Origin of the sequence: Sedimenticola sp., from assembly GCF_050289425.1 — a bacterium.
In the GTDB taxonomy this organism is placed as follows: domain Bacteria; phylum Pseudomonadota; class Gammaproteobacteria; order Chromatiales; family Chromatiaceae; genus Sedimenticola.
Genome location: NZ_JBNKFS010000007.1, coordinates 1 through 15913 on the forward strand (window position 1 = coordinate 1; position 15913 = coordinate 15913).

The following is a 15913-nucleotide window of genomic DNA, read 5'->3' on the forward strand; positions in this document are numbered from 1 at the left end:
ATCACGACCCACCAGGGCCGGATCATCCAGTCGCGCAGCCGGGAGTCGATCCTCGGGGAACTCCGCGCGATGGGCGCCGACCCGGAGTTCAAGGGGACCGTCAGCGACATCGGCGGACCGACCGCCAACATGTACCGGATGCGCTGCGAGAGCGAGAAGATTGAGTCCGCCTGTCGCCGGCTCTCCTGTGTGTTTCCCGATGTCTGCAAGCACATGCAGACCGATCATAGCTCCCTGACCCAGCTTTACCGCAAGGCGCGGGCGGTGCCCGGGGTGAAGCGGGTATTGATCGCCTCAGGCCTGCGCTATGACCTGGCGGTACGGGACCCCGAGTACATCAAGGAGCTGGTGACCTACCACGTGGGCGGTTACTTGAAGATCGCCCCGGAACACACCGAAGAGGGGCCGCTGGACAAGATGATGAAGCCGGGCATCGGTACCTATGACCGCTTCAAGAAGCTGTTCGAGAAGTATTCCCGGGAGGCGGGCAAGGAGCAGTACCTGATTCCTTACTTTATCGCCGCCCATCCCGGGACTTCGGACAAGGACATGCTCAATCTGGCGCTGTGGTTGAAGCAGAATGACTTCCGCCTGGACCAGGTGCAGGCCTTCCTGCCGACACCCCTGGCGATCGCTTCGGCCATGTACCACACCGAGCGCAATCCGCTGAAGAAGGTGAAGCGCGATTCGGAACAGGTGTCCACCCCCAAGGGCGGGCGCCAACGGCGTATCCACAAGGCGTTCCTGCGCTACCACGATGCGGAGAACTGGCCGCTGCTGCGCGAGGCACTGAAGCAGATGGGCCGGGCCGATCTGATCGGCAACGGTAAGCGGCATCTGGTGCCGAGCTGGCAACCGGGGGGTACCGGCGGAAAGTCTGCCCGTACCGGCGAGTCGCGCAAACCGGCCGCCGCCCACAGCGGTCGGGCAAGGCCGGCCCGGTCGCCTGCGGGACGAAAGGGACGCTCCACAAAACGGCGCTAGCTCGCCAAAACATGCCAAAGCTGAACGGCATCGAATACTGTTCTCTGCCTATTGCCTGCCGCGTGCGACATGGCGGCCAGTAATACCCGTGTCAGCCCGTTTCATTTTCTGGACCTTTTTACGCAGCCCTGCGTCTTTACCTCTAAGCGTAGGTAATCGGTGGCCACCTCCCCGCGCGAAATAAGCAGTTATGGACAGGACATGTTTAATTTCGGAGAGCAATCATGGAAAAGTGTTTCAACACCCGAGTGAAAGAGGCCATGGCGGCCGTGCCATCAGTTACCGCGCATCAAGCCATGCAGTTGAAAGAGGAGTGCAGGGACCTGCTGTTCCTGGACCCGCGCAATCAGTATGACATCACCGCCACCACCGGTATCATTCCGGGCGCCATCAGCCTGCCGCTGGATCAACTGGAGTCGGCCAGGGATGAGCGGTTGAGCGACCGGCAGCAGACCATTATCACCGCCTGTCAGGGCGGCCCGATGGGGGCGCTTGCTGCCCATACCCTGAAGCAACAAGGGTTCAACCACGTCTACTACATTGATGGGGGCACTCAGGGCTGGCTGGACGCCGGTTATCCGACCGAGCGCTAACGGTTCGGAGGCGGTGGTAAGTATACCCCCGCTCCCTCAAGGGAGTGGGGGTAAGGTTCCGCAGGGGACTCTTCAATCCGTAGGGGCAGGCCCCCGTGCCTGCCCTGGGCGTCACTAAATGGAAGGGCAACCAATGGGATTGCCCCCAGGGTCTCGCGGTGGCGCGATTGGATTCAAAGTGCCGGCGTGTAACGAAACAGGAAATAGTTGAACGCTTGTTCGGCACCGGCCGGGGTGGTGTGGATCTCTTGTCGGGTCTGCTGCAGCTCAAAGGCGTGTCCCAGCTCCAGGGAGATCTTGCGGCTGTCGTATTGCACGATATCCAGATTGCTGCACTGTTTGGGTCCCTCTGGGGCGAAGGCGGCGATGATCAGGTGACCGCCAGGCAGCAGCGTCTTTTTTAGATTGCCGATGTAGGCGTGCCGATCATGGGCCTGGGTGAGGAAGTGAAACACCGCCCGGTCGTGCCAGAGGTGGACTTGGTGTGCCAGTTGAAAATCGGTGGCATCCGCCACCAGCCATTGCACCTGTTCTGCCGCCTTGCCAAGCCTTTGCTGGGCTATCTCCAGCGCCTGTTGGGCAATATCCAATACCGTAATGGCTTGATAGCCGGCCTGAATCAGGTGGTCGACCAGGGTGGATGCACCGCCGCCCACATCGAGAATGGTGTGGTCGGGGGCCAGGTCGCACTGCTGAATCAACGCCAGTGACAGGGCTGGAGTGGGCTGGAACCAGCTTACCGCCTCGGCGTCCCGGGTTTGGTAGATATGTTCCCAATGTGTTTTGCGGTCGGTGGTCATGGTTGTCTCTGTGTCGATTTGCTTAAGCATACAACTGCTAATGGATTAAATCACTGAACGGAGCCGCTTGGCGGGGATCGCCAGGGGAACAATAAATTTGTATGGCGGGTGGAATAAATTCCGGCATCCGGGTGTTAGTTAGAGTGTCTACCACAAAAATTACCGAGGAGTACCGTTATGAAATTGATTCTTCCGCTTATGCTCGCCCTGTTTATCAGTGGCTGTTACGCCGCCACTCCCAACAAAATGGATTCGGTCAATATGTCCCATGCGCATATGGGCCATGTCACGACATCCTGGGGTGATACACCCAACAAGGCCGGGTTGCTGCCCACTGCGATAGCGGAGGCCAAGATTGCCCGGCAACACGCCGGTTTTGCTGCCAGCAAGCCGGATGACCTGGCTTGGATGAAGATGCATGCCACGCACGTGATGCACGCCATGGATCCGGCTTCCACGATCAAAGGTCCTGGGCTCGGTTATGGCGTGATCAAGGCGGCGAGCGGTGTGGCAAAACATATCAACTTGGCGGCCAAGAGTGAGGGTGCCAGCGGCAATGTTAAAACCCATGCTGTACATGTGGCCACGGCCGCGGAGAATGCGGCGGCACTGGGTAAAGAGGTTGTCGCCTTGGGGCAGCAGGTTCAGGCGGCAAGCAGCTCGCCGGACGCAGCCAAGCTGGTCAATCGGATAAACGAGCTGACGCAGCACATCATCGACGGTTTTGATGCCAACGGTGACGGGCAGGTGAGTTGGATGAAGGGGGAAGGGGGATTGATGCAAGCCAAGCAACACATGGGCTTTATGTATCAAGGCGAAGATATGATGTCACCGGCCTATTGATCGCCTTTACGTCCATGAGATTCGCTGGATTGTGGAAGTCTTTTTGAGAGCTGTAATGATTTTTAAGGTGCGATGACAGGGGCACGAGACCGACCGGCTGGAATCGGACCGCTGCAGCACCTCAGCGCCCGGCCGTCACGTGCAGGGTTTGAAGGTTATCGACAATTGGTTTGGCGGGGGGGCTTCAGACCTATCATCGGTGCACCTGGAAACTCACGCCATGAATGATACCCCTCCCCATTCGAGGTTGAACAGCTAAAACCCAGCGCCTCCCTTTTGATCTACCAAGATCCACCACCATCTATGGCGCGAATGCCGGGGGAGCAAGACGCCAAATAGTTTACCGTGCTATTAACCTGGGTCAGATAGGCGCGCGCGCTGGATCAGCCGCTCGCTCCGTCGATGTCGGATACCTCATTGCTTCTGCTGTAGTATTTTCAGTATTGCGTGGTAATCGAAGTACCTGGTGAACTGCCTCAGCTTATTTTCTAAAACCTTGTCGTGCAAAGAGATCTGCTGTATGACCGACTCTATACGCTCAATTTCCAGACTTTCCAGCGCCTCGGTGAGATCGCGACGCAGTTCCCCTGGCAGCCTATCCAACATCTCCGGTGTTAAGGCTTCATCCTGCTCTAGCGAAGCGGGTGGACTTTTGTAAGTATATTTTACTCCGAGGTGTTTCGTCAGACAGTCGTAGATTTCTGCTGAACGGAAGGGCTTACGGACGTAGTCGTCCATCCCGACCGCGAGTAATTCGCTGCACTGATCGGTAAATGCCGAGGCTGTCACTGCCACGATTTTTACTTTCGTGCCTTCAGGTAGTGCGCGGATGCGCTTTGTCGCTTCCATACCATCCATCACGGGCATGCGTTGATCCATCCAGATGAAGTGTGGATGCCAGCTTTGGAACAGTTGGATGCCTTGCGCGCCGTTCTCGGCTATCTTGACCTGGAATCCGACAGACTCCAGTAGCTGAGCTAACAGCAACTGATTGTCTCGCTGGTCTTCCACGATCAGAATGCGGTACTCGGGTTGCCCCGGTTCCAAGCCCGTTACGTCGCCCACCTCTGCTTGTTTCGGTTTCAGGATGGCACTTTCCTCAGCCTCACTCAATGGCAAATCGACCCTGAACAGGGAGCCTTTGCTAGGCACACTCTCCAGGCTGATACTTCCGCCCATCAATCGTACAAATTGACGGGTGATACTCAACCCGAGCCCGGTGCCCTTGCTAAACCGTGTGTCCAATTGCACGAAGGGTTCAAAGATGCGTTGTTGATCTTCTGGTGTGATGCCGATACCGCTATCTTCCACCTCGATCAGCAGGTGAGTAGTCTTGTTGTTCTTGGTGCCAAGGCGTAGGGTCACGCCTCCCTGTTCGGTGCATTTAATGGCGTTGCCTATTAGGTTGGTTAGAATTTGCCTCAAGCGGGCTTCGTCTCCTACGATGTAGCGTGGGAACAGCGATGTTTGATCGATCACCAGTAGCAGATTCTTGACCTCGGCGCGCTGGCGCATCATATCGGTAACATCGCGTACCATAGCACCTAGGTCAAAAGGTGCATTTTTCAGCTGTACCCGACCCGCTTCGATCTTGGCCATATCCAATATGTCATTAATCAGGATCAACAGGTGTTCGCCGCTATGGCTGATGATGTGCAGGTTTTGTTTCTGGTTATCGGGGATCCGCGTGTCCTTTAGCATTATGTTAGTGAATCCCAGGATGGCGTTTAGCGGAGTCCGCAGTTCATGGCTCATGTTGGCCAGAAATATGCTTTTTGCATGGTTCGCATTTTCTGCCTGTTCTTTGGCAATGGTCATATCTGCTGTTCGCTGCCGAACGATTTCTTCAAGCTTATCCCGATGTGTCCTCAATTCCGCCATCTGAGAGCGAATAGTTTCGCCCATCCGCGTCAGGGTACGGCCGAAGGTTTGAAACTCGCGATAGGGAAGAGTAGGCATCTGCTGGTCATAAATACCGGCAGCATAAGGGCGTATCATCTGTTCGAGGAGATCGACAGGCTTTCTCAGAAAAAGACGCACCAACAGGTAGGTGAGCAGGGAAAGAGAGAGACAGACCACGAGTATAATTGTGGCAAAGGTGGTCAACAGCTTGTGCCCGGCTTCGCTGGCTAATCGCTTGGTAACGGTCAGTTCAACCTCTCCCAGTTGCAGCCCTCGGTAAACAATTTTGCCGCTCCTCTTGAGGAGCGCTTGACCCTGTCCCACTTCACTAAATACCACGACCCCAGAATTATTTCTGACGATCACACCCTCGACAAGTTCATTCTGAAGAAAGGCTTGTGATATTGCTTGGGTGGTCCTGTCGTCGTAGTTCCAGAGCGGGACAGCCAGGGCTTCGGCCAGATATTCTGTGTATTCGTCGACTTTTCGTGTCAGATCAGTTTCCTGTTCACGTATTGCTCCGATATAGAGCGCCGACATGGTGGCAAGAAATACAAGAACGACGGCGGTTGTCAATACCGCCACAAGTCGTCTGGATATAGATCTGGATCTTGTCTTGTTTTCCAATACTGCGCTCATTTCAATTTCTGTTTATTTTGTGGGACTTATGCCATAGCGCTCTCGAATGGCATCATACGTACCATCAGCCTTGACCTCCTCCAGGGCACGTTCAAATCGTGCCACAATATCCGGAGAAGTCTGCCGGCTGAAGCCTAGAAAACCTTCATTTGATGTGACCGGAAGAGTGATCTCAAAATCATCCTTGTTTAAGCCCAGTTCTTTAATTCGATACTGGAAAATGAACTCCGCAAGAAACATTAAATCAATGCGCCCGGAAACCAGCTTTTTAATGTTCGATCGTCATCATGAATCGGCTCCAGATTCTTACTGTCTTCAAAGCCATGTTCCAGCAGGTATTTGTGAACATAATAATCCCTGACGACGCCCACACGGTACTGTTTTGCATCGTCCAAGCTGTCAAGGACGATATCCTCTCGTTTCTTCAATTTCCAAAGGGCGTCTGTATCTCCGACCACAGGGCCAACCAATTGAAACAGACGATCTCTCTCCTCAGTCCAGGTCAGCTGGTAAATAAGGATATTTTTCTCCTGCTGGGCTAGTTCGTATGCCCGAGCCCAGGGGTACATGGCGAAAGTTCCATCAATGCCGGTTCGCTTCAGGAGTTCCTTCAGAAGCTCCACCGTAAACCCGACAATCTCTCCGTTTTTGACATAACCAAGCGGCGGGTAGGGGTCTGAAACAATCGTTAGCTGCTGCGCCACGGTTGGGCGTGGTAGAGTTAGGGTGAGTGCCATGAGACAAATGAATAGATATACCGCGTGTATCAAACGTATGGTGAAAACACTATAGTAATTGCTATAGAAGAATCCACTTTTACTCGTTACAGGAGGATGTACGTGCCTGGTCCGAACATTGGAGACTTGCATGATAGTCACCTCAACATGTTAGATGTGTTTTCCGGTACGAATCGTGAACCTTGCAGCTAAACTAACTCTCCCTTGTTATCTGGGATATTCCGGTGTCACACATCTCCAAGAGGTCTTTACCCGGAACAGCTCGGCTATAATAGAAGCCTTGTGCAAAGTCACAACCCAATGATTTCAGGATGTTCTCCTGTACCGCCGACTCGATGCCTTCCGCAACCACCTTCAGATGCAGGCTATGAGCCATCGCAATAATGGCTGATGGAATCGCATTGCCATGTTCAGTACCCATGTTTCTAACAAATGAAAGATCGATTTTCAGTATATTGACAGGAAAGTCCTGTAGATAGGCCAGGCTTGAATAGCCTGTACCGAAATCGTCGATAGAGAGTCGAATACCAAATTCACTGAGATCACGCAAAATTCTCAGATTGGTTTTACTATGCTGCATGAGCAGGCTTTCGGTGATCTCCAGTTCAAGCTGCTGCGGCGGTAACTGAAATTCATTAATGACACCATGAGTTGCTTCTACAAAGCCGGCCGAATGCAATTGTGGCACTGAGATGTTAACGGACATGCGCAAGTGGCCATATCCTGCATCATGCCACCGCCTCAGTTCCTGACAACTCTGACGCAGCCCCCACTCGCCAAGCTCCTTGATTAGGCCATTTGATTCTGCTACTGGAATAAACTCTGCCGGAGATATCAATGTCCCATCGTGTCGACACCATCGCATAAGCGCTTCAGCACCGATAATTTTCCCGGAACCAAGATCAATCTGTGGTTGGTACTCCATGTACAATTCGCGGTCCGTTATCGCCTTCCTGAGCAAATTAGACATATTTAGGCGGGCATGTGCGTTCTCGTTTAAATCGGCGGTATACAACTTGATTTCCGCCCTGCCAGACCGTTTGGCATGATACATCGCGATATCGGCATTACGCATCAGGATATCAGCATCATTTCCGTCATCTGGAAAGATTGCGACCCCAATACTGGATCCGACGTGGAGATTGTGTTTATCAACGCAAAAAGGCTCGCGCAGTGAATCAAAAACCTTCTTGGCAATTAGATGGATCTCTTCATCGCAATCATGAATGGGAAAACAGAGAACAAATTCATCTCCTCCAATCTTGCGACAGTATCTTCATTTCGTAAACTGTTCTTTAGCCTCTGGGAAACTTCCCGTAGTAACTCGTCGCCGACATGATGTCCCAGAGAATCGTTTACAATTTTAAACTGATCTAGGTCGAGGAACATTAATACTACTTTTTCATTGCGACGTTCTGCTTGTGCGATCAACAGGTTGAGACGGTCCTCGAGTAAAACCCGGTTAGGCAGGTCGGTCAATGAATCGTGAGTTGCGATGTAGCGAACTTGTTCTTCTATTCGCTTTTTTTCCTCTATCTCATGTCGCAGGGAGTTGTTCACATCGACGAGTTCCTGAGTCCGCATTTTTATGCGCCAGTCAAGCTTTTTACGCAACTCGGCTAGTTCAAGATGAGTCTTGATGCGTGCCAGCATCTCTTCAACTTGAATCGGTTTGGTGATGTAATCGACCCCTCCCATGGAAAACCCGGAGACCTTGTCAGCAGTGTCCGTCAAGGCACTCATAAATATCACGGGAATTTCACGTAAATCTTGTATGGCCTTTATTCTCTGGCAGGTTTCAAAACCATCGATGCCAGGCATTATCACATCCAGCAGGATAAGGTCAGGCTTTGGTAGATGAGCCCGCTTAAGTCGCTGAAGCGCTTCCTGACCATTTTGCGCTACAGCTACCTTGTATTCTGCGCCTCAAGAGAGTCAACCACCAGCTTGATATTGGCGGGGTTATCGTCGACCAGCAGAATTGTGTTGTATTTCATATCAGCTTTCAGACTGTTTGATTAACGCACCTAATACCCTGCTCGTATCGTTTGTATTCTCTACGCGAAGCGATCTGCGCGCAGCTGGGCGGATATCTGACAGGCTGGTAATCGGAATGATGCGCTCGTCACCGCCGAGCATGACTTCTGTCGAGGCAATCGGAAGATTATTTTTCATGAGTCGCTCCGCATCTATCGCCTGATTCAGGCTAGTAAGGATGCGCTTATCCCTTAATAATCCTGCTGCTCTTCGAATCCTATGGGAGCCATTTATTATTGTTGCTGGAGAAACAGATCTATTCCAATTCCAAATGTTAGGCCACTTATCAAAAACTTTATAAACATAAGTAACGTAGTCATTTAAATACCCAGTATTTGAAAATCTTTCGGTTCATTGAAAAGAACAATTAACTCTAATATTAGTGACAATTGCTCTCTTTGCTCAGGACTTCTAAAACAACAGGTATGCTTGTTCCCGAGGCCCCTTAAAGACTACGAACAAATGGTACTGCGATAGGGGATACACACCCACAATTTCCAGGATCATCAAACCCGACAGGCTCGGCCCGCCCGATTAGCCCTTCTTGAAATGAGCCACCACGGTACCCAAGCCATCCGACATAGTACTCAGCCTCTTACCAGACTCAGTGGACTGTCTGGAAGTTGATTCGAGTGATTCGGCAACACCCTGGATACTGACCATAGTCCGATTGATATCTTCCATGACGGCGCTTTGTTCCTCGGTGGCGGTTGCTATCTGCACATTCATTTCATGCAATTTAGACACCACAGAGACGATTTTTTGCAGCCTTTCACCGGCATTTCTCGCCTCGGTGACACTCTGGCTCGCCTGCTCGCGTCCACTATCCATCGCGGTAACCACCTCATCAACCCGCTGATTTAAATTGTTGATGGTGGATTCAATCTCAATGGTCGATTCCTGGGTGCGTTGTGCCAGTGTGCGTACCTCGTCAGCGACCACCGCGAATCCCCGTCCGCTTTCACCCGCCCGTGACGCTTCGATAGCGGCATTCAACGCCAACAGATTGGTCTGATCGGCAATACCCTTGATGACATCGAGAACATCATTGATTCTTAGTGCATCATCTTTCAGTTGCGACATCAGCTTTGAAGCGGTATCTACCTCGTGCGCGAGTCCCTCTATGGAGGCGGCGGCGCTGTTCACTACAACCTTACCCTGGTCCGCCTCTTCACCTGCCTGGTTTGCATTCATCGACGTATCCAGAGCATTTCGGGCCACCTCCTTTATCGTGGCAGACATCTCCGTGATGGCTGTGGCTAGTTGAGAGATATCTAATTTCTGCTGGCTAATACCTTCATCGTTACGTCGTACAATCTCATTGGTAGTATCCACCAGATCGCGTAACTGCCTGGAGGCATCAAGGATCAACTCAATCATCGTCGTCTTGGAGGAGTTGAGGGCATTCAGGGCAACTTCTATTTGTGCTGCCTCGCCAGGATCACCGCAGTAGGCAGCGCATGAGAGCTCGCTCTGATAGTGATTTCTGGCCTTGGAAGCCAAGCGCCGCCAGGGTTGCATCTGCAGATGCGTTAACAAGAAAGCCGAACCCAGCATGATAGCCGTGACAATCACACCGACCATCGCACTGGCATCTGTCCACCAGACTACAAGCAGTGCCGGCAACAGCATCACTACCAGATTGAGAAGCCAGATTCGTACTGCCTGAGACAAATGGAGCTTTGGCCACAGTCCACGTCCATCGCGTATTCTCCGATAGGTTTTTTCGGCCTGTTTCACGTATTCTCGTTGCGGTTTGGTACGAACAGACTGGTAACCAACAAGTTCCGTTCCCGAATATACCGGGCTTACATAGGCATTCACCCAGTAGAAATCACCATTTTTGCAGCGATTTTGTACCAACCCCATCCAATCATGGCCAGCCTTGATATTTTCCCACAAGTTGGCGAAAGCCTCGGCCGGCATGTGAGGGTGCCGCACAATATTGTGCGACTTTCCGCGTAGCTCTTCCTCATCAAATCCGCTGATCTGGATGAACGATTGATTTGCATAGGTAATGCATCCCTTCAAATCGGTTGTGGAGATGATCCGCTGATACTCATCAAACAGCTGTTCATTTTCGGTGATCGGCATATTCGTTTTCATTGTCACAATCTCTCTAAAAAGTTGTCCATTAAATTCATTCTGCTTGACTACTTAAAAGGAGGTACTCATTACTGGAACCCTTATTACCATACTTATAGTAGAGATAAATATTCTCCGTGAAGAAAAAATATCAACTCGTTTCAGAGCCGCTGCTAACCCATCTCAACAGTCTGTTGGGATATAAAACCATCCACATGGAAATAACTGCATATTCCGGCCCAATGCGGATGCAGGTTCTTTGGCTGTTTCCAATATGTTTCGGCATCTTCGCAGTCAGCGAGTAGCCTCTCGTGAAGATAGGGGCTGGCGTCTACGCACTGATCTCCCGGCAATAGTCCACTACCCCGTTGCTATCGCTACAATAAAGGCAGTTCAGTTTCTCAATGGCATTCAGGCAGGAGAGTTGCCGCTTATCCACGTGCTTGTGGTCGGCCAACGCACCGGGGGGGCGGCTTCAACTCCAAAGTACATACCGGTTAAGCAGGTTGGGCCAGCCGGTCGGGCCAATGGTTAGATCAACCGTCGTTTGCCTCGGACCCTTCAAATGAATAAGGGAAGGCGCTGCGGGCATTTTCGTCGATGCTGATGCGCCGTGACAGGGGTGGGAAGGCACGCTGCGGACAGTCCCGCCGCTCGCACACTCGGCAACTGACGCCGATCGGTTCTACCGCATCCTGGTCTTCCAGGTTCAGTCCGGTGGAGTAGATCAGCTTATGGGCATGCTTGATTTCACAACCCAGGCCGATGGCAAATTTGCGTTGCGGTTGCAGGTAGCTGGTGCCGCTTTCGTGGACCGTGCGTGCCAGGCAGAGATAGGTCTTGCCGTCCGGCATCCGGGCCAATTGTCGTAGGATGGTGCCGGGAGAAGAGAACGCTTCGTGCACGTTCCACAGCGGACAGACGCCGCCCAGGCGGGCGAAATGGAAGCTGGTGGCGCTCTGTCGCTTGGAGATATTGCCGGCCATGTCCACCCGCACGAAATAGAACGGGACGCCCTTGTCACCAGGTCGCTGCATGGTGCTGAGACGGTGGCACACCTGCTCGAAACTGGTGCCGTAGAGACCACTCAGGCAACCGATGTCATAGCGCAGCCGTTTGGCGTTGTTGAGAAACTGGCTGTAGGGCATCAGCAAGGCGCCGGCAAAATAGTTGGCTAAACCTACCCGGCAGATGGCTTGGGCCTGGCTGCTCACCAGGTCGGCATCCTGCAGCTCCTGGTCGATCAGATCATGGAAGGCCAGTAGCGCAATCTGGTGTGCCATGTGGAAGGCGCGGCGGGCCGGTGAAGAGGGTTTGGTCAGGTAGAGGACGCGGTTTTGCGCATCGAACTTTTTCTGCAGCGAACGTTTCTCTTCAAAGCTGTTCAGCTTGACCGAGATACCGTGTTGATGTTGCAGATATTCCGCCAACCCTTGCTCCAGGTCATCGATACTGAAGCCCTGCTGCTCAAACAGGCTTTCGGCCGCTTGATCGAGGGCGTCGATATGGTTGTTGCGGCGATAGAAAAAGTCACGCACCTCTTCATAGGGAAATTGGGCTCCGTGCAGCGCTTTGATGCGCTCTTCACCGGCAATCGATTCCGCCAGGGTCTGGTGGTCCACCTGCAGCCGTTGATAGGCCCGGAACAGCTGCAGGAATCGGTCGGCTAGCCGGGATGAGGTGGAGACCACTTCGCGCAGTTCGTGAATCGGGATGTCGGTGCCGCGAAACAGCGGGTCGTTGAGGGACTCCCTGAGCTGGTTGGCACGCCGGTCCTCATCTTCGGTCCAGTCGGTGAAATCGATATTCAGGGCCAGCTCAAGCTTGGTCAGAATGCGCTTGTTGAGCGGGCGGGCATCATTCTCGATCTGATTCAGGTAACTGGCCGAGATCGCCATCTTTTCCGCCAAGGCGGCCTGGGTCAGCCCCTTGTGGTCACGCAGTTTCCGGATTCGACTACCCAGATTGGTCAGCTTAGTCATTCGACGTCTACTCGTGGAATATGCTTATTTGCAAATATACTTGCATAAAAATACATAACAAACAGCATCTTATGTTATAAGTTATGGTTTAGCAATAAGCCTTTGAAATCTTTGCAGGGAGTGGTTTCTTTGAAGCTGTTGGAATCTGAATCTCTGTTCAAGGCTGGTATACTGTGCCGCTGTGCTTTTTTATGGTTTCCAGGATCGAGGAAGATCAACGATGCGTTATGTGAGTACCCGTGGTGGCATTGAGCCGGTTACCTTTTCCCAGGCCGTGATGATGGGCCTGGCCACCGATGGTGGCCTGCTGTTGCCAGAGTCCTTTCCGCAGGTCGACGCGGCGACTCTGAGGCAGTGGGCCGGTTTGCCCTTCAAGGCACTGGCGGTCGAGGTGATGTACCCCTTCGTCGGTGAGGACATTTCACGGTCGGAACTGGAAGATCTGGTTGAGCGCTCCTACGCCACTTTTACCCATCCCGAGGTGACGCCGCTGGTGGAGTTGGGGGATCTGCGCATCCTGGAGTTGTTTCACGGTCCCACCGCCGCCTTTAAGGATGTGGCGTTGCAGTTTCTGGGTAACCTGTTCGAATTGTTGCTGGAGCGCAGTGGCGGCCGCCTGAATATCCTTGGCGCCACCTCCGGTGATACCGGCTCCGCCGCCATTTATGGCGTGCGCGGACAGGAGCGCATCGACATCTTCATCCTCCATCCCAAGGGTCGGGTGTCGCCCATCCAGGAGCGGCAGATGACCACGGTGCTGGATGCCAACGTACATAACATCGCTATCACCGGCACCTTTGATGACGGCCAACGTATCGTCAAGGAGCTGTTCAACGACCTGCCGTTCAAACAGTCGTACAACCTGGGTGCGGTCAACTCGATCAACTGGGCACGTATCCTGGCGCAGGTGGTCTACTACTTCTACGCCTGGGGTCGGGTCAGCGGCGGTGATGCCGCACAGACAGTGACCTTCTCGGTGCCGACCGGCAACTTTGGCGATATCTTCGCCGGCTATGTGGCGTTGCGCATGGGGTTGCCGGTGGAGCGATTGATATTGGCCACCAACCGCAACGATATCCTCAGCCGTTTCGTGAACAGTGGCGTGTATGAGACGGGAGAGGTTTATCCCACCATCAGTCCTTCGATGGATATCCAGATCTCTTCCAACTTTGAGCGTTATCTCTACTACCTGATGGATCAGGATCCGGCCCATGTGCGCGCGTTGATGGAGCAGATGAGCCGGGAGGGCAAACTGGAAGTGCCGGCCGGGAAACAGGCGGAGGTGCGTGCGCTGTTCCAGGCCGCGGCCGTCAGTGAAGATGAGACCCGCGAACAGATTCGGGAAACCTATGCCGAGACCGGCTACATTCTGGATCCCCATACCGCAGTCGGTGTGCATGCGGCCAAGGGTATTGCCGGGGCCATCTGCCTGGCGACTGCCCATCCGGCCAAATTCGGTGCGGCGGTGAAAGAGGCGATTGGCGTGGAGTCCGAACCCCCGGCTTCCTTGCAGGGGCTGATGGAGAAAGAGACCCGTTGCGCCGTATTGGATGCGGATGCGGCGGTGATTCGGGATTTTATGAAGGACACCCTGGCCAGGTAGGTCGTTTTTATACAAGGTGTTATTTTTCCTGATTCCACCTGAATTAGCGTGCTAATCAGGCAAAGCTCCAAAAATATAACAGACAGATAAGCGAGAACCATGGCAACCGACTCCAGACAGATCAAGATCGTCGATACAACGCTGCGCGATGGCGAGCAGACCCAAGGGGTCTCCTTTTCGCCCGAGGAGAAGCTGAACATTGCCAAGGCACTGTTGGAACTGCTCCGGGTGGACCGAATCGAAGTGGCTTCTGCACGCATCTCCGAAGGGGAGAAGGCAGCTGTCGCGGAGATCATCCGCTGGGCGGACAGTGTCGGCATGGCCGATCGGGTCGAAGTGTTGGGATTTGTCGATTACAAACGAAGCGTCGACTGGATTCGTGGCGCAGGCGGGCAGGTGATCAATCTGTTGGCCAAGGGCAGCGAGAATCACTGCGTCAATCAATTGAAGAAGACGCTGACCCAACATGTGGGTGATATCAAAAAGACTATCAACTATGCCCATAAGCAGGGGATGCGGGTCAATCTCTATCTGGAAGACTGGTCCAACGGTTACCGTGACAATCCCGATTATGTATATGAGTTGATGACGCGTCTGCAGGGACTGGGGATCGAACACTTTATGCTGCCGGATACCCTGGGGGTGCTAACGCCGGATGAAGTGTTTGCCGATCTCACCGACATGATCCAGCGTTTCCCGGCGTGTCAGTTCGATTTCCATCCGCACAACGATTACGGCCTGGGTACCGCCAATGCGGTGATGGCCGTAAAGGCGGGGATCTCTTCCATTCACTGTACTCTGAACTGCCTGGGCGAGCGGGCCGGTAACGCTTCCCTGGCCGAGGTGGCGGTGAATCTGAAGGATCAGATGGGCATGAAGCTGGGTATCCGGGAGTCGCACCTGGTGCTGCTGAGTCAGATGGTGGAGAGTTTCTCCGGCAAGCGGGTGGCGGACAATGCGCCGATTATCGGTGCCGATGTCTTTACCCAGACCAGCGGTATCCACGCCGATGGCGATAAGAAGGGTGGTCTGTACCAGACCAAACTGACGCCGGAGCGCTTTTCCCGTCGTCGCAGTTATGCCCTGGGCAAGATGAGCGGCAAGGCATCCCTGCAGAAGAACCTGGAGAAGATGGATATCTCCCTGTCGCCCGAGAACCTTGAAAAGGTGTTGAAGCGGGTGGTGGAACTGGGCGATGAAAAGAAGGCGATCACCTCCGATGATCTGCCGTTCATCATTGCCGAGGTACTGGAGAGCAAGGATTACCACCATATTGAGCTGATCAACTGTTCCATCACCTCCGGGCTGGACCTGGAGTCCACAGCTAGCATCCGGGTGATGATCCAGGGTGAAGAGATCCGTACTGCCGGGATCGGTAACGGCGGATTCGACGCCTTTATGAACGCCATCGCCAAGGTGTTGAAAAAATATGATGTGGCGTTGCCGAAGCTGGTGGACTTTGAAGTGCGTATCCCGCGCGGCGGCAAGACCAACGCCCTGACTGAAGCCACCATCGCCTGGGATGTGGATGGCCGCAGCTATAACACCCGCGGTATTCATTACAACCAGGTTTTCGCCGCCATCAACGCCACCATGCGTATGCTGAATATCTTGCTGCATCGATTGGAAAAACTCGGTTAGCGGGATCGCTTCAAAATCGGTTGAATGAAATGGCCGGTTTGGGCGGTCTAGTAGCGGAGAGCCCGAT

At 53.4% G+C, this 15913-nt stretch carries 13 protein-coding genes and 1 pseudogene; 5 read left to right on the forward strand and 9 right to left on the reverse strand.

Going from position 1 to position 15913, the window contains the following annotated elements; all coding sequences use genetic code 11:
- Together ACQY5R_RS06350 and ACQY5R_RS06355 are read left to right on the forward strand one after the other, a co-directional pair.
- On the forward strand, positions 1-984 hold a 984-nt coding region (locus ACQY5R_RS06350), incomplete at its 5' end, for a DUF3362 domain-containing protein (RefSeq protein ID WP_428605947.1).
- A 224-nt stretch (positions 985-1208) separates the two neighbouring features.
- The gene (locus tag ACQY5R_RS06355; RefSeq protein WP_428605949.1) at positions 1209-1577 is read left to right on the forward strand and encodes a rhodanese-like domain-containing protein; all 369 of its coding nucleotides are present in this window, start codon (positions 1209-1211) and stop codon (positions 1575-1577) included.
- Positions 1578-1750: 173 nt separating this feature from the next.
- On the opposite strand, the gene ACQY5R_RS06360 is transcribed toward ACQY5R_RS06355, so the two are convergent.
- Positions 1751-2407: a class I SAM-dependent methyltransferase gene (locus ACQY5R_RS06360; RefSeq protein ID WP_428605951.1), complete on the reverse strand. Its 657-nt coding sequence runs from the start codon at positions 2405-2407 to the stop codon at positions 1751-1753.
- 147 nt (positions 2408-2554) lie between these two features.
- Here ACQY5R_RS06360 and ACQY5R_RS06365 point away from each other — a divergent pair, with 147 nt between their 5' ends.
- Positions 2555-3220 carry a hypothetical protein gene (locus tag ACQY5R_RS06365; protein WP_428605954.1) on the forward strand — a complete coding sequence of 222 codons (666 nt, stop codon included), beginning with the start codon at positions 2555-2557 and terminating at the stop codon, positions 3218-3220.
- Between the two features lie 414 nt (positions 3221-3634).
- On the opposite strand, the gene ACQY5R_RS06370 is transcribed toward ACQY5R_RS06365, so the two are convergent.
- From ACQY5R_RS06370 to ACQY5R_RS06405, 8 genes and pseudogenes are all read right to left on the reverse strand, one after another.
- Positions 3635-5761, reverse strand: a complete 2127-nt coding sequence (locus ACQY5R_RS06370; RefSeq protein WP_428605956.1) for an ATP-binding protein — start codon at positions 5759-5761, stop codon at positions 3635-3637.
- A gap of 12 nt (positions 5762-5773) precedes the next feature.
- Complete coding sequence (locus ACQY5R_RS06375; RefSeq protein ID WP_428605958.1) at positions 5774-6001, reverse strand: hypothetical protein; 228 nt, start codon at positions 5999-6001, stop codon at positions 5774-5776.
- The gene (locus ACQY5R_RS06380; RefSeq protein ID WP_428605960.1) at positions 6001-6498 is read right to left on the reverse strand and encodes a substrate-binding periplasmic protein; all 498 of its coding nucleotides are present in this window, start codon (positions 6496-6498) and stop codon (positions 6001-6003) included. The genes ACQY5R_RS06375 and ACQY5R_RS06380 overlap by 1 nt, the downstream gene beginning before the upstream one ends.
- A 193-nt stretch (positions 6499-6691) precedes the next feature.
- Complete coding sequence (locus ACQY5R_RS06385; RefSeq protein ID WP_428606302.1) at positions 6692-7573, reverse strand: putative bifunctional diguanylate cyclase/phosphodiesterase; 882 nt, start codon at positions 7571-7573, stop codon at positions 6692-6694.
- A pseudogene (locus tag ACQY5R_RS06390) lies at positions 7571-8358 on the reverse strand (diguanylate cyclase domain-containing protein); the annotation flags it as partial. The pseudogene ACQY5R_RS06390 and the gene ACQY5R_RS06385, both read right to left, overlap by 3 nt.
- Before the next feature lie 138 nt (positions 8359-8496).
- Positions 8497-8673 carry a hypothetical protein gene (locus ACQY5R_RS06395; protein WP_428605962.1) on the reverse strand — a complete coding sequence of 59 codons (177 nt, stop codon included), beginning with the start codon at positions 8671-8673 and terminating at the stop codon, positions 8497-8499.
- A 396-nt stretch (positions 8674-9069) separates the two neighbouring features.
- Entirely contained in the window at positions 9070-10641 is a 1572-nt protein-coding gene (locus ACQY5R_RS06400; protein WP_428605965.1) for a methyl-accepting chemotaxis protein, read from the reverse strand.
- Positions 10642-11156: 515 nt separating this feature from the next.
- A complete protein-coding gene (locus ACQY5R_RS06405; RefSeq protein WP_428605967.1) occupies positions 11157-12602 on the reverse strand; it encodes a helix-turn-helix domain-containing protein in 1446 nt (481 codons plus the stop codon).
- A 220-nt stretch (positions 12603-12822) separates the two neighbouring features.
- Between ACQY5R_RS06405 and thrC the strand changes: the two genes are divergently transcribed.
- Positions 12823-14205 (forward strand): threonine synthase, encoded by a 1383-nt coding sequence (gene thrC, locus ACQY5R_RS06410; protein ID WP_428605969.1) that lies wholly within the window; start codon positions 12823-12825, stop codon positions 14203-14205.
- A 99-nt stretch (positions 14206-14304) separates the two neighbouring features.
- Positions 14305-15846: an alpha-isopropylmalate synthase regulatory domain-containing protein gene (locus tag ACQY5R_RS06415; RefSeq protein ID WP_428605971.1), complete on the forward strand. Its 1542-nt coding sequence runs from the start codon at positions 14305-14307 to the stop codon at positions 15844-15846.
- Positions 15847-15913 lie beyond the last annotated feature (67 nt).